The 18,806-nt window shown below is 61.8% G+C and carries 16 protein-coding genes; 10 read left to right on the top strand and 6 right to left on the bottom strand.

Annotated features, from left to right (window positions below):
* The first annotated feature begins 91 nt into the window (after nt 1-91).
* On the top strand, nt 92-670 hold the full coding sequence (locus HK44_RS20935) for a PadR family transcriptional regulator (RefSeq protein WP_019693419.1): 579 nt from the start codon (nt 92-94) through the stop codon (nt 668-670).
* Nucleotides 667-1,452 (top strand): siderophore-interacting protein, encoded by a 786-nt coding sequence (locus HK44_RS20930; RefSeq protein WP_019693420.1) that lies wholly within the window; start codon nt 667-669, stop codon nt 1,450-1,452. Before HK44_RS20935 ends, HK44_RS20930 begins: the two co-directional genes overlap by 4 nt.
* Before the next feature lie 161 nt (nt 1,453-1,613).
* Here HK44_RS20930 and HK44_RS20925 read toward each other — a convergent pair whose 3' ends face one another.
* Together HK44_RS20925 and HK44_RS20920 are read right to left on the bottom strand one after the other, a co-directional pair.
* Nucleotides 1,614-2,267, bottom strand: a complete 654-nt coding sequence (locus HK44_RS20925; protein ID WP_019693421.1) for a Pr6Pr family membrane protein — start codon at nt 2,265-2,267, stop codon at nt 1,614-1,616.
* A 9-nt stretch (nt 2,268-2,276) separates the two neighbouring features.
* Nucleotides 2,277-2,507: a VF530 family DNA-binding protein gene (locus HK44_RS20920; RefSeq protein WP_019693422.1), complete on the bottom strand. Its 231-nt coding sequence runs from the start codon at nt 2,505-2,507 to the stop codon at nt 2,277-2,279.
* A 334-nt stretch (nt 2,508-2,841) separates the two neighbouring features.
* On the opposite strand from HK44_RS20920, the gene HK44_RS20915 reads away from it, so the two are divergent.
* The 8 genes from HK44_RS20915 to cmoB all read left to right on the top strand — a co-directional run bounded on the left by HK44_RS20915 (nt 2,842) and on the right by cmoB (nt 13,641).
* Nucleotides 2,842-4,224: a carbohydrate porin gene (locus tag HK44_RS20915; protein ID WP_019693423.1), complete on the top strand. Its 1,383-nt coding sequence runs from the start codon at nt 2,842-2,844 to the stop codon at nt 4,222-4,224.
* A gap of 211 nt (nt 4,225-4,435) precedes the next feature.
* Nucleotides 4,436-6,847, top strand: a complete 2,412-nt coding sequence (locus HK44_RS20910) for a glucose/quinate/shikimate family membrane-bound PQQ-dependent dehydrogenase (RefSeq protein ID WP_019693424.1) — start codon at nt 4,436-4,438, stop codon at nt 6,845-6,847.
* A gap of 550 nt (nt 6,848-7,397) precedes the next feature.
* Nucleotides 7,398-7,769: a DUF6124 family protein gene (locus HK44_RS20905; RefSeq protein ID WP_019693425.1), complete on the top strand. Its 372-nt coding sequence runs from the start codon at nt 7,398-7,400 to the stop codon at nt 7,767-7,769.
* A 269-nt stretch (nt 7,770-8,038) separates the two neighbouring features.
* Nucleotides 8,039-10,459, top strand: a complete 2,421-nt coding sequence (gene lon / locus HK44_RS20900) for an endopeptidase La (protein ID WP_019693426.1) — start codon at nt 8,039-8,041, stop codon at nt 10,457-10,459.
* Nucleotides 10,460-10,660: 201 nt separating this feature from the next.
* A complete protein-coding gene (locus HK44_RS20895) occupies nt 10,661-11,053 on the top strand; it encodes a protease inhibitor I42 family protein (RefSeq protein WP_019693427.1) in 393 nt (130 codons plus the stop codon).
* A gap of 2 nt (nt 11,054-11,055) precedes the next feature.
* Nucleotides 11,056-11,691, top strand: a complete 636-nt coding sequence (locus HK44_RS20890; RefSeq protein WP_019693428.1) for a lysoplasmalogenase — start codon at nt 11,056-11,058, stop codon at nt 11,689-11,691.
* A 217-nt stretch (nt 11,692-11,908) separates the two neighbouring features.
* A complete protein-coding gene (gene cmoA, locus HK44_RS20885) occupies nt 11,909-12,688 on the top strand; it encodes a carboxy-S-adenosyl-L-methionine synthase CmoA (protein WP_177474908.1) in 780 nt (259 codons plus the stop codon).
* Nucleotides 12,685-13,641, top strand: a complete 957-nt coding sequence (cmoB, locus tag HK44_RS20880; protein ID WP_019693430.1) for a tRNA 5-methoxyuridine(34)/uridine 5-oxyacetic acid(34) synthase CmoB — start codon at nt 12,685-12,687, stop codon at nt 13,639-13,641. The genes cmoA and cmoB overlap by 4 nt, the downstream gene beginning before the upstream one ends.
* Before the next feature lie 177 nt (nt 13,642-13,818).
* On the opposite strand, the gene tadA is transcribed toward cmoB, so the two are convergent.
* The 4 genes from tadA to ptsP form a co-directional block, all read right to left on the bottom strand.
* Nucleotides 13,819-14,316, bottom strand: coding sequence for a tRNA adenosine(34) deaminase TadA (tadA, locus tag HK44_RS20875; RefSeq protein WP_019693431.1), 498 nt, complete (start codon nt 14,314-14,316; stop codon nt 13,819-13,821).
* Entirely contained in the window at nt 14,316-15,692 is a 1,377-nt protein-coding gene (locus HK44_RS20870) for a multicopper oxidase family protein (protein ID WP_019693432.1), read from the bottom strand. The genes tadA and HK44_RS20870 overlap by 1 nt, the downstream gene beginning before the upstream one ends.
* Nucleotides 15,693-15,940: 248 nt before the next feature.
* Complete coding sequence (locus HK44_RS20865) at nt 15,941-16,231, bottom strand: PTS transporter subunit EIIB (protein WP_019693433.1); 291 nt, start codon at nt 16,229-16,231, stop codon at nt 15,941-15,943.
* Between the two features lie 2 nt (nt 16,232-16,233).
* A complete protein-coding gene (gene ptsP / locus HK44_RS20860) occupies nt 16,234-18,768 on the bottom strand; it encodes a phosphoenolpyruvate--protein phosphotransferase (RefSeq protein ID WP_019693434.1) in 2,535 nt (844 codons plus the stop codon).
* Nucleotides 18,769-18,806: the final 38 nt, after the last annotated feature.

The raw sequence follows: 18,806 nt of genomic DNA, 5'->3' as shown, positions 1-18,806 counted from the left end.
GGCATGACGGCGACCGTTGGTCCAGAACGCTTGCCCAAGCAGTAAGATATATCTTAAGTTGTATCTAAACACGACGAGAGAAGACGCAAAAATGAGAGACCATCATGCCCACCGAGAACACACTGACGGCCGCGACGGCTTCGAAAAACGCCCTGGCCCCGGCCGCGAACGCGGTGGACGCGGCCCCCGGGTTTTCGCCCCCGGCGATCTGAAACTGCTGTTGCTGGCGCTGATCGCCGAGCAGCCGTGCCATGGCTATGACCTGATCCGCCAGATCGAAAGCATGTTCGACGGCGCCTATAGCCCAAGCCCTGGCGTGATCTACCCGACCCTGACTTTTCTTGAAGAAAGCGAAATGATCCTCGGCGATGCCGAAGGTGGAAAAAAACGCTACAGCATCACCGACGCCGGACGTCTGTCATTAAGCGAGCAGGCAATTGCCCTGGACGGCGTGCGCATGCGCATCGAGGTCAGCAAGCGTTCGTTGCGCGGGCAAGACCGCCCGGCCGAGATCCACGAAGCGGTGCACAACCTGCGTCATGCCTTGCAAATGCATCACGGCCGCTGGAGCCCGGAAGAAATCCTGCGGGTGCGCGACCTGCTCAACAACACCGCCAAAGCCATCGTCGATGGCCCTGTCGTTCAACCTGTTCAGGAGAAGGCCGAATGACCGACGTCATTGTGCAAACCATTCACCGCGTCAGCCACGAACTCAAACGCCGTCGCCTGCAAGTGCTGCGGGTGGTCGACCTGACCCCGCGCATGCGCCGGATCACCCTCGGCGGACCGGAGCTGGCCGGCTTCGTCAGCCTCGGAACGGACGACCACGTAAAGCTGTTTTTCCCGCAAACCGCCGCGGAACTCGCCACACTGGAAACCCTGGTGCTGGGCGCTGGCAAAGACAGCGGGCCAATGCCGGCGATGCGCGACTACACGCCACGCCGTTACGACCTGGACACGCTGGAGCTGGACATCGACTTTGTATTGCACGGCGATGGCCCTGCCTCAACCTGGGCGGCTCAGGCCACCCCCGGCCAGTTCCTGCACATCGGCGGGCCACGGGGCTCGATGGTCGTGCCCGACGTGTTCGACAGTTATCTGTTGATCGGCGACGAGACCGCCCTGCCCGCCATCGCCCGCCGCCTCGAAGGCCTGGCGGCCAACCGTCGCGCCCTGGTGGTGGTGGAAATCGAAAACGGTGCCGAACAGCAAATCCTCGACAGCCAGGCAGAGGTCAAGGTGATCTGGGTCTTGCGCGAAGCCGGCAAAAACCACCTGCTGACCACCGTACAACAACTGCCAATACCCAGCGGCGAGTTGTATGCGTGGATCGCCACAGAATCCAGAGCCTCACGACAGATCCGCCGCGTGCTGCTGGACGAGAAAGGCTTGAATCAGGATCAGGTGAAAGCCGTGGGCTACTGGAAACTCGACGACAGCGACGAAGTGTAATGACGGACACCTGTGGCGAGGGAGCTTGCTCCCGCTGGGTCGTGAAGCGACCCCAAAGCCATTCAATCGGGTTGTATCAGGCAGACCACATTACCCGGTTTACGACGGCTTCGCCGCCGAGCGGGAGCAAGCTCCCTCGCCACAAAAGTGCTTTGTGATCGCTACGACCGTCCGCGCCATCGATCCAGCCCGACCACCACCAGTGCAATCAGCACAAACCCCAGCAATATCCCGCTGGCATTGATGAACACCTGGGGATAACCGAGTTTTTCGACATTGATGAAGGGATACGGGTAGAGCCCCAGTTCGTGCCCACGCAGCAAGGTAAAAGCGAAATACAGCACCGGGTAAATCACCCACCACCCGATGTGGCCAAGGCGCAAGGTGCCCTTGGGCACACACCGCCACCAATAGAACAGAAACAGCAGCGGCATGATGTCATGCAACAACTCGTCGGCGATGAACTGCCAGCCCTGCGGATGCCACAAATGCCGCAACAACAGGCTGTACGCCAGGCCGACCAGGGTAATGCTCACGGCGATCCCGCTGCTGACCCACGGCTGCAAAAAGAACGTGCGGCCTTTCGACTCGCGTGAGGTCACGGCACAGGTCAGCACCGTCGCCACCAGCGTATTGGTCAGGACCGTAAAGTAACTGAAGTAACTCACCAGCCCACCCAGCTGGCTGGCGCTGACACTCCAGCGGCCGTAAAACACCAGATACAGCTGAATGCTCAATCCCAGCCAGCCCAGCACGGCGGCCAAGCGGGTAAAACGGCTCATGACGGGCGACAATCGAGTCGGCTCGGCGGGCATCTATATTCCTTAGAGCGGACGTTTGGTGCGCATCAACTTCACGTAGAGCTTTTCGACTTTCTCACGGGCCCACGGGGTTTTGCGCAGGAAGGTCAGGCTCGACTTGATACTCGGATCGCTCTTGAAGCAGCGAATGTCGATGCGCTCGGCCAGCCCCGACCATTCGTAGTGTTGAACCAGCGTGTTAAGGATCTGTTCCAGGGTCACGCCGTGCAGCGGGTTGGTGTTCTGTTCGGTCATGCCGGGCCTTTGAACGAAGAAAGTAGAGGAAGCCGCGCACCTTAGCCGAGGGTGTCCTGCGGTGGAAGGACTCTGTGCGCTATCCGTTAAATGTAGGTGAACTCTGAAAGATCGCAGCCTACGGGTGTACACCGTCCTACGTGGAGCTGCGATCTTTTCAAGGGTGACGGCACACTGTTACCAAATCCGAAATGATTCATGTCAAGAAAAGCCCTTTCTCTCTTTGTTACAGATCATTATCCTTGCAAGCCTAAAAGCTGAATCGCTTCACCTGCCCGATTTCCCTTCGCAGCGTTCAGCTCTCTTCCCCTAAAAGACCAAGAATTCCTTCTCTATGCCTGACATTCAGACTTTGCGAGACAGCGCTGTCTTCCCAACTGTTGCTGCCCGAAAAGCCATAACCCTGCTCGGTGGGCTCAGCGCCCTGAGTCTTGCCGCCTACGCTCAGGCCGCCCCTGCATTCGATAGCGACTCACCGTGGATGCTCGGCGACTGGAACGGCACACGCACCGAACTCGCGGAAAAAGGCTACGACTTCAAGCTCGACTACACCGGCGAGATGGGCAGCAACCTGCATGGCGGCTACGACCACGACCGCACCGCGCGCTACAGCGACCAGTTCGGCCTCGGCACGCACCTGGACCTGCAAAAGATCCTCGGCTGGCACGACGCTGAATTTCAGCTGACCCTCACCGAACGCAGCGGCAACAACATCAGCAACGACCGGATCAACGATCCGCGTGTCGGCGGTTTCACCTCGGCCCAGGAAGTCTGGGGCCGTGGCCAGACCACCCGGTTGACGCAAATGTGGTATCAGCAGAAATTCTTCGATCAGAAGCTCGACATCAAGGCCGGTCGTTTTGGCGAAGGCGAAGACTTCAACAGCTTCCCCTGCGACTTCCAGAACCTGGCGTTTTGCGGCTCCCAGGTCGGCAACTGGGCCGGTGGCATCTGGTACAACTGGCCGGTCAGCCAATGGGCGCTGCGGGTCAAATATCACCTGACGCCCGAGCTCTACGCCCAAATCGGTGCGTACGAGCAGAACCCATCGAACCTGGATCGCGACAACGGCTTCAAGCTCAGCGGCAGCGGCACCCAAGGCACGGTGCTGCCGGTGGAGCTGGTGTGGACACCGAAGCTCAATGGCCTGCCGGGCGAATACCGCGCCGGTTACTACTACAGCAGCGCCAAGGCCACCGACGTCTACAAGGACAGCAACGGCCAGCCCGCGGCCCTGAGTGGTCAGCCCTACCGCAGCGCATCGAGCAAGCACGGCGTCTGGCTGGGCGTGCAGCAACAGCTGACCAGCCGCGCCAGTGATCACTCGCGGGGCTTGAGTGTGTTCGCCAACGGCACGATGCACGACAAGAAGACCAACGCCATCGACAACTATGTCCAGGCCGGCGTCGTCTACAAAGGCCTGTTCGATGCCCGCAGCCAGGACGACATCGGCTTCGCCCTGGCCCGTGTTCACGTCAACCCGGCCTTTCGCAAAAACGCCGAGGCGATCAATCAGGCGCACGCGGTCTTCGACTACAACGACCCGTCCTATTTGCCGCCGCAAGACACCGAATACAGCGCCGAACTCTATTACGGCGTGCATGTGACCCACTGGCTGACCGTGCGCCCGAACCTGCAATACATCCGCCATCCGGGCGGTGTCGATCAGGTCGATGACGCGCTGATCGGCGGGATCAAAATCCAGTCGTCGTTCTAACCAACGCTACAAAACCCTGTGGGAGCGAGCCTGCTCGCGATAGCGGTGGGTCAGTCAACGTTGATGTAGAAGCTGACGACCCCTTCGCGAGCAGGCTCGCTCCCACAAGGAATGCATCAACTGAACTTTTGTACTGAAACCTGCCCGCGCCTGATCGTCATCTACAGTGAACAGGCGCGGGACTACTTAAAACGTCACGGAGAACCACACTATGAGCACTGATGGTGCTTTGAGTCGAAGCCGTCTGCTACCGAGCCTGCTCGGTATCGTGCTTCTGCTAATGGGCCTGGCCTTGCTGGCCGGGGGGATCAAGCTGAGCATGCTCGGCGGCTCGCTGTATTACCTGCTGGCCGGTATCGGCCTGGTGCTGACCGGGATTTTGCTGCTGGCTGCCCGCCGTGCGGCGTTGGGCCTGTACGCCGTGGTGCTGTTCGCCAGTACGGTGTGGGCGCTGTGGGAAATCGGCCTCGACTGGTGGCAATTGGTGCCACGTCTGTCGTTGTGGTTCGCCCTTGGCGTAGTCCTGCTGTTGCCGTGGTTCCGCCGTCCGCTGCTGCGTGATGGCGCCGCACCGCTAGGCACCGCTGCGCTCAGCGTGGCCGTGGTGCTGGCCGGCGCCACCGCCGTTGCCAGCCAGTTCACCCACCCGGGTGAGATCATGGGCGAGTTGGGCCGCGACACTGCCGACATGACCAGCACCGCGCCAGCCATGCCCGAAGGCGAGTGGCAGGCCTATGGCCGCACCGAATTCGGCGACCGCTACTCGCCGCTGAAGCAAATCACCCCGGCCAACGTCGGCAAGCTGCAGGAAGCCTGGCGCATCCGCACCGGCGACCTGCCGACCGCCGATGACCCGGTGGAACTGACCAACGAGAACACCCCGCTGAAGGCCAACGGCATGCTCTATGCCTGCACCGCCCACAGCAAGGTGCTGGCGCTGGACCCGGACACCGGCAAGGAACTCTGGCGCTTCGACCCGCAGATCAAGAGCCCGGTGGGCTTCAAGGGCTTCGCCCACATGACCTGCCGTGGCGTTTCCTACTACGACGAGAACGCCTACGCCAAGGCTGATAACGCGTCGAGCGCGGTCATCTCCGAAGCTGGCAAGGCCGTTGCGCAAGCGTGCCCGCGTCGCCTCTACCTGCCTACCGCCGATGCTCGCCTGATCGCCCTGAACGCCGACACCGGCAAGCTCTGCGAAGGCTTCGGCAATCACGGCGTGGTTGACCTGACCCAAGGTATCGGTCCGTTCACCCCCGGCGGCTACTACGCCACTTCCCCGGCGGCAATCAGCCGTGATCTGGTGATCATGGGCGGTCACGTCACCGACAACGAATCGACCAACGAGCCGTCTGGCGTGATCCGCGCCTTCGACATTCGCGACGGTCACCTGGTCTGGAACTGGGACAGCGGCAACCCTGAGGCGACCGAGCCTTTGGCGCCGGGCAAGATCTACACCCGCAACTCGCCGAACATGTGGTCGCTGGCCAGCGTCGACGAGAAACTCGGCATGGTTTACCTGCCGCTGGGCAACCAGATGCCTGACCAGTGGGGTGCCGACCGCACGCCAGGCGCAGAAAAATTCAGCGCCGGCCTGGTGGCCCTGGACCTGGCGACCGGCAAGGTGCGCTGGAACTTCCAGTTCACCCACCACGACCTGTGGGACATGGACGTTGGCAGCCAGCCGACCCTGCTCGACATGAAGACCGCCGACGGCGTCAAGCCGGCGCTGATCGCACCGACCAAGCAGGGCAGCCTGTATGTGCTCGACCGTCGCAACGGCACACCGATCGTGCCGATTCACGAAGTGCCGGCGCCGCAAGGCGCAGTCACCGGCGACCATACCGCACCGACCCAGGCCCGCTCGGACCTCAACCTGCTCGGCCCGGAACTGACCGAAAAAGCCATGTGGGGCGCCAGCCCGTTCGACCAGATGCTCTGCCGCATCCAGTTCAAGCAACTGCGCTACGAAGGCCAGTACACCCCGCCGTCGTTGCAGGGCAGCCTGATCTATCCGGGTAACGTCGGGGTGTTCAACTGGGGCAGCGTGTCGCTCGACCCGGTTCGCCAGATGCTGTTCACCAGCCCGAACTATATGGCGTTCGTCTCCAAACTGATCCCGCAGGCTGAAGTGGCTGCCGGGAGCAAGCGCGAGAGCGAGACCTCGGGTATCCAACCCAACACCGGCGCACCGTACGCGGTGACCATGCACCCGTTCATGTCGCCATTCGGCGTACCGTGCCAGGCGCCGGCCTGGGGCTACGTGGCCGGTATCGACCTGACCACCAACAAAGTGGTGTGGAAACGCAAAAACGGCACCAGCCGCGACAGCTCACCACTGCCAATCGGCCTGCCGATCGGCGTGCCCAGCATGGGCGGCTCGATCGTTACTGCCGGCGGCGTCGGCTTCCTCAGCGGCACCCTGGACCAGTACCTGCGCGCCTATGACGTCAACAACGGCAAGGAACTGTGGAAGTCGCGCCTGCCGGCCGGCGGCCAGGCCACACCGATGACCTACACCGGCAAGGACGGCAAACAGTACGTGCTGCTGGTGGTTGGCGGCCATGGTTCGCTGGGCACCAAAATGGGCGACTATGTGATCGCTTACAAACTGTCGGAATAAGCGTTAACGGCAGTTAAAACGAAGGCGACTACCTCAGGGTAGTCGCCTTTTTTGTGGCCCACAGATATCTCATGCAACACCGTACTGTGGCGAGGGAGCTTGCTCCCGCTCGAGTGCGAAGCACTCGCAAACCCAGCGAACCGGGTGTGTCTGACTAAACCCGATTGCAGGTTTTGGGGCTGCTTCGCAGCCCAGCGGGAGCAAGCTCCCTCGCCACAGGTTGTGTGTTTATCCCATGAGTAGGATCCAGAGAAGCTTCTGACATGGTTTTCAGGTTGTCGGTGGGAAGCCGCGTCACTAGTCTTTGGTGGTCGCTGCCAATTCAGCGACCGGGCGTCGCGGCCCGGCTCAATCAAGGCGCATAGCGCCATCATTTCCTTTCAGTTGGCGCTTTTTTATCGTCTACTGTTTTGCGTTATGGCGGCTGTGCGCGGGATACCTTCGGGTATGCCGGGTTCCTTGATGCCCGGTCCGCGAACCTGCGTACAGCTGCCACCTCCCATCGCGTCGCGGCGATCAGTGGCGGCTCCACTCATCAAGGAGCTTCACCATGCACAAAGTCACTCCAAATCCGCCTGAAACCCCAAGCACTTCCCCGTACGCCTCCACCGACTCCAAAAAACTCCACGACGCCGCCGAGCGGGCGCTGGATCATTACCTCAAGCCACCGTTCGACAAGGGCAACCTGCCCGACAAACGTCCCTCCAACATCTTCGCGGTCATCCCTGATCTGGATAACGAAACCTTGCTGGCGCATGCCTCGGAAACACTCGCCTCGGTTAATGTGCTGGCCAGCGATCTGGCGTTTGAGCTTGAAGGCACGCGCCGACATGTGGCGCTGGCGATTCAGCAAATGGTCTCGTTGGGGGAACTGTTGGTGAATCGGGCACTGGATAGCTTTGATCAGCCAGAACAGCCGTAATACCGCACTTAATCCAAGGTGCTTTTGTGGCGAGGGAGCTTGCTCCCGCTCGAGTGCGAAGCGCTCGCAAACCCAGCGAACCGGGTGTGTCTGACAAAACCCGATTGCAGGTTTTGGGGCTGCTTCGCAACCCAGCGGGAGCAAGCTCCCTCGCCACAGATTTGGCATGCACCCATTGAGTACGAAACACCCGCTAACAACCGCCCCCCCATTGAAACCACCCACCACCTGCCCCATCTATCCCTCATACCCCATTGCGCAGGTGCCCCATGAGCGACCAGCAAGAATTCCCGGATAACCCGAGCGACTACGCCGACCCCGAAAACGCCGAACACCCCACCTCAGCAGGCAAAGGCCTGGCCCTGCCCGGTCAGAACCTGCCGGACAAGGTCTACATCATCCCGATTCACAACCGCCCGTTCTTCCCCGCGCAAGTACTGCCGGTGATCGTCAATGAAGAACCCTGGGCCGAAACCCTCGACCTGGTCGCCCAGTCCGAACATCACTCGCTCGCGCTGTTCTTCATGGACACCCCGCAGGAAGACCCACGGCACTTCGACACCTCCGCCCTGCCGCTTTACGGCACCCTGGTGAAGATCCATCACGCCAGCCGCGAGAACGGCAAACTGCAATTCGTCGCCCAGGGCCTGACCCGCGTACGCCTCAAGACCTGGCTCAAACACCATCGCCCACCGTACCTGATGGAAGTCGAATACCCGCACCAGCCAAACGAGCCGACCGATGAGGTCAAGGCCTACGGCATGGCGCTGATCAACGCGATCAAGGAACTGCTGCCGCTCAACCCGCTGTACAGCGAAGAGCTGAAAAACTACCTCAACCGCTTCAGCCCCAACGACCCGTCGCCACTGACCGACTTCGCCGCCGCCCTGACCTCGGCCACCGGCAGCGAGCTGCAAGAAGTGCTCGACTGCGTGCCGATGCTCAAGCGCATGGAAAAAGTCCTGCCGATGCTGCGCAAGGAAGTCGAAGTTGCGCGCTTGCAGAAAGAAATCTCCGCCGAAGTGAACCGTAAGATCGGCGAGCACCAGCGCGAGTTTTTCCTCAAGGAGCAACTCAAGGTCATCCAGCAGGAACTGGGGCTGACCAAGGACGACCGCAGCGCCGACGTCGAGCAGTTCGAGCAGCGGCTGGTGGGCAAGGTCCTGCCGCCACAGGCACAGAAACGCATCGAAGAGGAAATGAACAAGCTGTCGATCCTCGAAACCGGTTCGCCGGAATACGCGGTCACCCGCAACTACCTGGAATGGGCGACAGCGGTGCCGTGGGGCATTTATGGCGAGGACAAACTCGACCTCAAACACGCGCGCAAAGTCCTCGACCAACACCACGCCGGGCTCGACGACATCAAGGACCGGATCCTCGAATTCCTTGCAGTCGGCGCCTACAAAGGCGAGATCGCCGGCTCCATCGTGTTGCTGGTCGGCCCGCCGGGCGTGGGCAAGACCAGCGTCGGTAAATCCATCGCCGAGTCGCTGGGGCGACCGTTCTATCGCTTCAGCGTCGGCGGTATGCGCGACGAAGCCGAGATCAAGGGCCACCGCCGCACCTACATCGGCGCGCTGCCGGGCAAACTGGTCCAGGCGTTGAAAGACGTTGAAGTGATGAACCCGGTGATCATGCTCGACGAGATCGACAAGATGGGCCAAAGCTTCCAGGGCGACCCGGCCTCGGCGTTGCTGGAAACCCTGGACCCGGAACAGAACGTCGAATTCCTCGACCATTACCTGGACCTGCGTCTGGACCTGTCGAAAGTGCTGTTCGTCTGCACCGCCAACACCCTGGACTCGATTCCGGGCCCGTTGCTCGACCGGATGGAAGTGATTCGCCTGTCGGGTTACATCACCGAGGAAAAAGTTGCCATTGCCAAGCGTCACCTGTGGCCAAAACAGCTCGAGAAAGCCGGAGTGTCGAAAACCAGCCTGTCCATCAGCGACAGCGCGCTGAAAGCCCTGATCGACGGTTACGCCCGCGAAGCCGGGGTGCGTCAGTTGGAAAAACAACTGGGCAAACTGGTGCGCAAAGCGGTGGTGAAACTGATCGACGAACCGAAAGCTGTGATCAAGATCGGCCCCAAAGACCTCGAAGCCTCACTCGGCATGCCGGTGTTCCGCAACGAACAAGTGCTGTCCGGCACCGGCGTCATCACCGGTCTTGCGTGGACCAGCATGGGCGGCGCGACCTTGCCGATCGAAGCGACGCGCATCCACACCCTCAACCGTGGCTTCAAGCTCACCGGGCAACTGGGCGATGTGATGAAGGAATCGGCCGAGATCGCTTACAGCTACGTCAGCTCGCACCTCAAGCAATTCGGTGGCGACGCGAAGTTCTTCGACGAAGCCTTTATTCACCTTCACGTTCCCGAAGGTGCTACACCGAAAGACGGCCCGAGCGCCGGCGTGACCATGGCCAGCGCCCTGCTCTCGCTGGCGCGCAACCAGCCGCCGAAAAAAGGCGTGGCCATGACCGGCGAGCTGACGCTGACCGGGCATGTGCTGCCGATTGGCGGGGTCCGTGAGAAAGTAATCGCGGCGCGCCGGCAGAAGATCTTCGAACTGATCTTGCCGGAACCCAACCGTGGCAGTTTCGAGGAACTGCCGGACTACCTGAAGGAAGGGATTACCGTGCACTTCGCCAAGCGCTTTGCGGATGTGGCGAAGGTGTTGTTCTGATAGTCATCTAGCGCCTGCTCAATTGCTTTCGCGAGCAAGCCCGCTCCCACAGGTTTACCGCAATCCCTGTGGGAGCGGGCTTGCTCGCGAAGGCGTCGGCACTGACAATATCAAACTTCCGCTTCTGGTCCCGCCCGTCACACTTCGTCTCATCTTCGGTTATGCTCGCCGTTCGTCGTGATTACCGGAGTTCCCGATCCAATGTCCCCCACTCGCCTGTTTGTCCCCCTGAGCCTCGCCCTGCTGGCCGCCTGCGCCACTCAACCGAAACAGAACGTGACGGTGGAAAAACAAAGCGAATGCCCGGTGCAGCTGAACAACGGGCAACACCTGATCCTGACACTGCCAAGCAACCCGACCACCGGCTATCGCTGGGCGATCCAGGATTCGGCCGGCGGTGTGCTGCGGGCGATCAGTCCTGAGGTTTACAGCAACCCGGAGAACACCGGGCTGGTGGGCAGTGGCGGGCAATCGACCTGGCGCTTTCAAGCGTTCGCCGCGGGCAACGGGCGCTTGCGTCTGACCTACCAACAGCCGTGGGAACCGGAAGTCGAACCCGCGCAAACCTTCGACTGCGCGATTTCGGTTAACTGATCGTGGGCTGGCTGATTCTGGCGCTGATGGGCGCGGTGACGTTTCTTTACGGAGTGAGCGTCCATGCCGCGTTGCTGTGCCTGTTGGTCAAACCGTTGCCCGTGTTGGCGCTGCTCGGCTGGTTGCACGACGCGCCGCCCAACGACTATCGGCGCTGGATCAGCCTTGGCCTGATGTTTTCCCTGCTCGGCGATGTGCTGCTGGCGTGGCCGGGGGATTTGTTCGTGTTTGGCCTCGGCGCGTTTCTGGTGGCGCATCTGGTGTACTTGAAAGCCTATTTGAGTGATTGCCGACGCCTGGCGCTGGGGCCGCTGATTTTCGCGTTAGGCGTCGGTGCCGTGCTGCTGGGAATCCTGATCAGCCATGGCCTGGGGCCGTTGCTGGTTCCGGTGATCGTTTACGGCGTGGCTATCAGCGCCATGCTTTGGCGTGCCCTGGCCCGTTTGGGCAGCGACGTGCCCAAGCGCTCGGCGCTGTTGGCGGCCGGGGGCGCGCTGGCGTTTGTGTTCTCCGACAGCGTGATCGGCATCAGCCGTTTTGTCGTGCCGTTCGAGGCTGGGCCCTACGTGATCATCCTCAGCTACTGGCTGGGGCAATGGGGGATTACCGCGTCGGCGTTCTCCCAGAAACCACGCTGAACCCTGTGGCGAGGGAGCTTGCTCCCGCTGGGTTGCGAAGCGGCCCTAAACCCGGTGAACGCGGTGTACCTGACAAAACCCGATTGCAGGTTTTGGGAGTGCTACGCACTCCAACGGGAGCAAGCTCCCTCGCCACAACAGCCCGCTCGCCGCACAGATTGCGTGAACCAGGCGGTTTATCAGACAACCCGCGCATCCACGCGCCAAGTTGGCTAAAATGCCGGCCTTTTCCACATCCGCCGCTGGAACCGCCGTGAGCAAAGAATCCGATCGCCTTTTCGCCCAGCCTTTGGCCCAGGTGCCCGACTTCGCCTTTAACGAGGACGTGGTGCGGGTGTTCCCGGACATGATCAAGCGCTCGGTGCCGGGTTACCCGACCATTGTCGAAAACCTCGGCGTGCTCGCGGCGCAGTTCGCCCAACCGGGTAGCGTGCTCTACGACCTCGGTTCGTCGCTCGGCGCAGTGACCCAGGCCCTGCGCCGTCATGTGCGCACCGACGGTTGCCGGGTGATCGCGGTGGATAACTCGGCGGCGATGGTCGAGCGTTGCCGCGAATACCTCAACGGCCAGGACTCGATGTTCCAGGAGTTGCTGCCGGTTGAAGTGATCGAAGGCGACATTCTCGCGCTGGAGTTCAAACCGGCCTCGGTGGTAGCGCTGAACTTCACCCTGCAATTCATCGCCCCGGACCAACGCCTGGCACTGCTCGCACGCATTCGGCAGTCGCTGTTGCCGGGCGGTGCGTTGATCCTCTCGGAAAAGCTGCGCTTCGAAGACGCGCAAGAACACGCGCTGCTCACCGACCTGCACATCGCCTTCAAACGCGCCAACGGCTACAGCGAACTGGAAATCGCCCAGAAGCGCAGCGCCATCGAAAACGTCATGAAGCCCGACAGCCTCCAGGAACACCGCGAACGCCTGCTGGCCGCCGGGTTCTCGAAAGTCGTGCCGTGGTTCCAGTGTCTTAACTTTGCCTCGTTGATTGCCTTGCCATGATTGATCTGTCTCCCCTCGCCCGCCGCCTGGCCGGCACGCCGCTGGCCGACTGGGCCAACACCCTGCAAGCGCAACTCGACGTAAAAATGGAAAAAGGTCATGGCGACCTTGAGCGCTGGCAGAGTGCGCTGGACGCCTTGCCGAAGCTCCAGCCGAGTGAAGTCGACCTGCTGAACGGCCTGACCCTCGACACTGACTGCGACGATGAAACCCGCGCGCAAATGCGCACCGCATTGATGGGGTTATCGCCTTGGCGCAAAGGCCCGTTCGACCTGTTCGGCGTACACGTCGACACCGAATGGCGCTCGGACTGGAAGTGGTCGCGGGTCGCCCCGCACCTGGACCTCAAAGGTAAACGCATCCTCGACGTCGGCTGCGGCAACGGCTACTACATGTGGCGCATGCTCGGCGCGGGGGCCGACAGCGTGATCGGCGTTGACCCGAACTGGCTGTTTTTCTGCCAGTTCCAGGCGGTGCAACGTTACCTGTCCGAGCCCAATGCCTGGCACCTGCCGTTTCCCTTTGAGGACCTTCCTCCCAACCTCGAAGGCTTCGACACCGTGTTCTCGATGGGCGTGTTCTACCACCGCCGCTCGCCAATCGAGCATTTGCTGGCGCTGAAGGATTGCCTGGTCAAGGGCGGTGAGCTGGTGCTGGAAACGCTGGTGATCGAAGGCGATGAGCAGCAGGTGCTGGTGCCGGAAGACCGTTATGCGCAGATGCGCAACGTCTGGTTCCTGCCGTCGGTGCCGGCGCTGATGCTCTGGCTGCGCCGTGCCGGATTCAGCGATGTGCGCTGCGTGGATGTCAGCGTGACCACGGTTGAAGAACAACGCGGGACCGAGTGGATGAAGTATCAGTCGCTGAGCGACTTCCTCGACCCCGAGGACCACAGCAAGACCATTGAAGGTTTGCCGGCACCGATGCGCGCGGTGATCGTGGCCAAAAAATAACGCTGCACACCTGTGGCGAGGGAGCTTGCTCCCGCTCGAGTGCATAGCACTCGCAAAGGGTCTATCCAGCTAAAAACGCATTGACTGTTTTTAGGGCCGCTTCGCGCCCCAGCGGGAGCAAGCTCCCTCGCCACAAAAGCCCGCTCCCACATTGGTTCTCCCACATTGGTTCTGTGTTTAGTCTGCTGGCTTGGCGCGTCGGGCCTTGAAAAACTCGCTCAACACCGCCCCGCACTCGTCAGCCAATACCCCGCCTTCAACCAACACCCGGTGGTTGAGAAAGCCCTGGGTGAAGAACTGCCCCTGGCTTTGCACGATCCCGGCCTTGGGTTCCAGCGCCCCATAAACCACCCGCGCAATCCGTGAATGCACGATCAAACCGGCGCACATGCTGCACGGTTCCAGCGTGACGTACAGCGTGCTGCCCGGCAGACGATAGTTGCTCACGGCCTGCGCCGCAGCACGGATCGCGACCATCTCGGCGTGGGCGCTCGGATCGCTGCCGCTGATCGGGCAATTGAAGCCGCGGCCGATGATTTCACCGTCCTGCACCAGCACCGCGCCCACCGGCACTTCGCCGAGGGCTGCCCCTTGCGCAGCCAGCGCCAGGGCTTCACGCATGAAGTCCTGATCGCGGCTACGGTCGATGATTTTCGCGGGGCGTATCTGACGCATCAGGCCACCTCGATGGCGGCCATCAGGCCGGTTTCCATATGGTCGATCACATGGCAGTGGAACATCCACACCCCCGGGTTATCCGCCACCAGCGCTACCTGGGCGCGTTCGTTCTTGCCCAGCAGGTAGGTGTCGGTGAAGTACGGGATGATCTTTTTGCGGTTCGAGGCAATGACCTTGAAGCTCATGCCGTGCAAGTGAACCGGGTGCTGATACTGGGTCATGTTCTTCAATTCGAAAATGTAGCTTTTGCCTTTCGCAAGCTTAGCAATCGGGCGGTCGGCGCAGGTTTTGTCGGTGATGTCCCAGGCCTTGCCATTGATCTGCCAGAGGCTCGGCGGCTTGCCATTATCGACGTTCACCGACACCGATCCAACCCACTCGAAATTGAAGTTGAGCTTCTCGGCATTGGCCAGGTCCGGTTCGGCAATCGGGTTGGCCGGCAGCGCGGGTGGCCACTGGGTTGGCGCGTCATTGTTGACCACCGAACGCAACGTGCCAATGCGCACCGGCCCGTTACGCAGCGACAATTCTTCACCCGCCTTTGGTGCCTTGATCGCCAGGCAAATGCGCATGCCGGGGCCCAGCCAGTATTCCTTGCCCAATGGCCGCGGCTCGATCGGGTTGCCGTCGAGTGCGTAGATCTGCGCTTCGACGCCCGGAATGTTGAGGCGGTAAGTCAGGGTGTTGTCGAGATTCAACAAGCGTACCCGAGTGATCTGCCCGGCCGGCAAGTCGATCACCGGCAGTGGCACGCCATTGATGGTCGCCAGACGCCCGGCCGTGCCGCCGCGCGCCGCTTCACGAGGAACGCTGAACGGCACGAACGCGCCCTCTTCATCGACGTGCCAGCTTTTCAGGCTGAGGGTCTTCTCGTAGTGGAAACCGGTGGGTTCGCGTTCTTCGATGATCAGCGGCCCGACCAGCCCGCGCCCCAGCTCTTCGCTGCTGTTCACATGCGGGTGATACCAGTAGCTGCCAGCGTCCGGCACGCGGAATTTGTAGTCGAAATACTCGCCCGGCAACACCGGCAATTGGGAGACGTACGGCACGCCGTCCATCTCCAGCGGCAAACGGATGCCGTGCCAGTGAATGGTGGTGGGCACCGGCAGGTGGTTGATGAAGCGCACCCGCAGCCATTCGCCCTGGCGCACGCGCAGTTCCGTGCCCGGCGCCGACGGACCAAAGGCCCAGGCCTCGGTTTTGTGCCCCGGCACCAGCTCGACATCCAGTGGCGCGGCGATCAGCTCGTAGTCATGACCCGCGCTGGCGTTGGCCATTTTCCCCAGCCAGTAACGCGATGCACCACCGGCCCCGACGCCCACCACTGCCAAACCGGCCAGACCACCCAGTATTTGTCGACGGGTAAAGGACATGAACTCAACAACCTCACGTATCAGCGGCAGGCCTGCGCCCGCAAAAGGCGAATACGATACACCTGCGGTTGAGAAACAGTAAGGGCAACAAAGGGACGCACATCACCCGTGGCGAGGGAGCTTGCTCCCGCTCGAGTGCGAAGCAGTCGTAAAACCATCCTGCGCGCGGTGTCTGACGGAATGCGGTTTCAGGTATTAGGGCCGCTTCGCGCCCCAGCGGGAGCAAGCTCCCTCGCCACAGGATTCGGTTACGTTTCCAATCCTGTGATCAAATGCACCACCCCGCCCGCCAACGTCATCACCCCCGGTACACCCGCGGCGCGCAAGGCCGTCGCGTCCAGCAGCGCGCTGTCTTTCAACTCCACCCGCACCCGCGTCAGGGCCACCCGCTGTTGCGACTTGAGGTTGCTCGCCCCGCCCAGCGCGGCCACCACATTCGCAGCCAAGCCAGAGACAGGTTGGGCAACCCTCTTCGCCTCATCCACCACCAGGTCCGGGGTCAATGCCTTCCAGAACACCCGTTGCATTTTCTCGAACATGTTCAGTTCTCCCACACCTGTGAAGTTTCGACCATTGCCTGCTGCTGCACGCTCAAGGCCTCGCGGACCTGCTCGGCGCTTTCCAGCCCGAGCACCTGATGCGCGATGGCCTGACAGTCGCTGAGCTCGACCTCGCGAATCGCCGCCTTGATCGCCGGAATCAGCGGCACGCTGACCGACAGCTCATCCACGCCAAGCCCCAGCAACAGCGGCACCGCCAACGTCTCCGACGCCAGCGCGCCACACACCCCGACCCACTTGCCATGGGCATGGGCGGCCTTCACGGTGCTGGCGATCAGGCGCAGCACCGAAGGGTGAAAGCTGTCAGCCTGACTGGCCAATCGCGGGTGATCGCGGTCCATGGCCAGGGTGTACTGGGTCAGGTCGTTGGTGCCGATGGAAAAGAAATCCACTTCAGGCGCAAACAGGTCCGCCATCAGCGCTGCTGCCGGGACCTCGATCATGATGCCGAGTTTCGGCAGCTCCGTGAGCCCCAGCGCCAGCGCCTCTTCTTCGAGCATCAGCCGCGCCAGGCGCAGCTCCGACAACTGGCTGACCATCGGCAGCATGATGTGCAGACGGGCCAGCCCGGCGCTGCTCAGAATCGCCCTGAACTGCTCGCGCAGCAGTTGCGGACGCTCCAGGCACAAGCGAATCCCGCGCATCCCCAGAAACGGATTGGCCTCGCTGTCCATCGGCACGTAGGCCAAGGGTTTATCGCCGCCGACATCCAGCGTGCGCACCACCAGATTGCGTTGCGGGCCCAGTGCGCGGGCGATGGCGCTGTAGGTGCCGGCCTGTTCATCGTGACTCGGCGCCACACTGCGCTGCTGATACAAAAACTCCGAACGCAACAGGCCGACACCTTCAGCCCCGAGGCTCATGGCCTGCTCGGTTTCGGCCAGCGAAGCAACGTTGGCCGTGACTTCGAAGTGATGACCGTCGCGGGTGATGGCCGCCCGTGCAGCGTGTTCCAGTTCGTGTTGATGACGCTGGCGTTGCTGCTGACGCTTGGCGTGCAACTGCTCGATGACCGACACCGCCGGGTCCAGGTGCAATTCGCCCTTGTCGGCATCGAGCAACACCCGCGTGCCACTGGCCAGTGACAGCACTTGCAGCGGCAAACCACACACCGCGGGCAACCCCAGGGCCCGGGCGAGTATCGCTACATGGCTGGTCGCACCTCCGCCTACGGTGGCGAACCCCAACACTTTGTCGGTATCCAGGGCGGCGGTCTGCGACGGTGTCAGTTGTTCGGCAATCAGAATCGCCTGATCCGGCAACTCCCAGACACCGTCCGGCACTCCGAGAATCAGCTTGAGCACACGCTGGCCGACATCCATCAGGTCCAACGCCCGCTCGGCGAGCAACGTGCTGCCCAGCGACTTGAACAGCGTAGCGGTGGCTTCGGTGGCGCTGTTCCAGGCAAATGCCGCGCTCTTGCCCTCAGCGATCAGGGCCTGGGCCTGTTCCAGCAGGCTCGGGTCTTCCAGCAACTCCTGATGCGCCTTGAAGATGTCCGCCTGCGTCTCGCCGGCCGCGTTGTCACGCAAGCGTTGCAGCGCCTGCGTCGCCTGCATCAGCGCACGCTCCAGCGACTCGCGCTCCGCCTGTTGATCGGCGGCAAACTCAGGTATCTCCAGGCTGCGCTCAGCCACTTGCACCACGTACCCGAAGGCCGAACCCGCCGAAGCGCAAACACCGCGCAGCAGCTTCGTCGATACCTCCTGTGCCTGCACCACTGGCGCTACCACCGCAACCGAAGTCACCGCCTCACCGCAACCATCCGCCAGCAATTGGGCCAACGTGCTGATTGCCAATTCGGCATCTTCGCCCACCGCGCTGACCTGCAGCGCATCGCCATGCACCGTCTGCAACGCCATGATCGCTACCAGCGACTTGGCGTTGGCGCTGTCCTGCTGCTTGTGCAGGCAAATACTCGCCGCAAACCCTTTCGCTGCCTGTGCAAAAATCGCCGCCGGCCGTGCGTGCAGGCCATTGGGGTTAGGCAGGTGAACCGGTTTGGAGAACAGCGCTTGGCCCTCCTCCTGCGCCACACTGGAACGCGGATCGCCCAGGCTCAGGCGCAACACCGGTTGAGCGCACGCCACCAGACCGCTGTCGGGTGTCAGCAAACTGAAAGGCTCACCGCTGACCACCAGCATCAAGGTCAACAAGCTGCGGGCATGCAGGGCGATATAGTCGGCGTCGAACTCGATCAACGGCTGCCCGGCCTCGACACGCTGGCCCTGCTCGACCAGGGCGCTAAAACCCTGGCCCGCGAGGTTCACGGTGTCCAGGCCAATGTGCAGCAACACCTGCACACCGCTGTCATCGGTGATGCTGATCGCATGGCCGCTGTGTTGAAGGTTGCTGACGACGCCGGCCAACGGTGCGCACAGGACCTGTGACGTCGGGTCGATGCACAGGCCGTCGCCGATCACCCGGCTGGCGAACACCGGATCCGGCACGTGATCAAGTGGCATCAGCACCCCGGACAGCGGCGCCAGCAATTGCAAGGGTTGGGTTAGGGTCATGACTTCACCTGCGGTTTTGTTCTTTGAAGTGCCGATGG

It is taken from the genome of Pseudomonas fluorescens HK44 (assembly GCF_000217955.3).
In the GTDB taxonomy this organism is placed as follows: domain Bacteria; phylum Pseudomonadota; class Gammaproteobacteria; order Pseudomonadales; family Pseudomonadaceae; genus Aquipseudomonas; species Aquipseudomonas fluorescens_AQ.
The sequence above is the reverse complement of the archived record's forward strand: the minus strand, read 5'-3'. Positions and strand labels throughout refer to the sequence as shown.

Excerpts from the sequence above, each read along its gene's own strand:
- HK44_RS20935 (WP_019693419.1), top strand. The coding sequence starts at position 92 with ATGAGAGACCATCATGCCCACCGAGAACACACTGACGGCCGCGACGGC.
- HK44_RS20930 (WP_019693420.1), top strand. The coding sequence starts at position 667 with ATGACCGACGTCATTGTGCAAACCATTCACCGCGTCAGCCACGAACTC.
- HK44_RS20925 (WP_019693421.1), bottom strand. The coding sequence starts at position 2,267 with ATGCCCGCCGAGCCGACTCGATTGTCGCCCGTCATGAGCCGTTTTACC.
- HK44_RS20920 (WP_019693422.1), bottom strand. The coding sequence starts at position 2,507 with ATGACCGAACAGAACACCAACCCGCTGCACGGCGTGACCCTGGAACAG.
- HK44_RS20915 (WP_019693423.1), top strand. The coding sequence starts at position 2,842 with ATGCCTGACATTCAGACTTTGCGAGACAGCGCTGTCTTCCCAACTGTT.
- HK44_RS20910 (WP_019693424.1), top strand. The coding sequence starts at position 4,436 with ATGAGCACTGATGGTGCTTTGAGTCGAAGCCGTCTGCTACCGAGCCTG.
- HK44_RS20905 (WP_019693425.1), top strand. The coding sequence starts at position 7,398 with ATGCACAAAGTCACTCCAAATCCGCCTGAAACCCCAAGCACTTCCCCG.
- lon (WP_019693426.1), top strand. The coding sequence starts at position 8,039 with ATGAGCGACCAGCAAGAATTCCCGGATAACCCGAGCGACTACGCCGAC.
- HK44_RS20895 (WP_019693427.1), top strand. The coding sequence starts at position 10,661 with ATGTCCCCCACTCGCCTGTTTGTCCCCCTGAGCCTCGCCCTGCTGGCC.
- cmoA (WP_177474908.1), top strand. The coding sequence starts at position 11,909 with ATGCCGGCCTTTTCCACATCCGCCGCTGGAACCGCCGTGAGCAAAGAA.
- cmoB (WP_019693430.1), top strand. The coding sequence starts at position 12,685 with ATGATTGATCTGTCTCCCCTCGCCCGCCGCCTGGCCGGCACGCCGCTG.
- tadA (WP_019693431.1), bottom strand. The coding sequence starts at position 14,316 with ATGCGTCAGATACGCCCCGCGAAAATCATCGACCGTAGCCGCGATCAG.
- HK44_RS20870 (WP_019693432.1), bottom strand. The coding sequence starts at position 15,692 with ATGTCCTTTACCCGTCGACAAATACTGGGTGGTCTGGCCGGTTTGGCA.
- HK44_RS20865 (WP_019693433.1), bottom strand. The coding sequence starts at position 16,231 with ATGTTCGAGAAAATGCAACGGGTGTTCTGGAAGGCATTGACCCCGGAC.
- ptsP (WP_019693434.1), bottom strand. The coding sequence starts at position 18,768 with ATGACCCTAACCCAACCCTTGCAATTGCTGGCGCCGCTGTCCGGGGTG.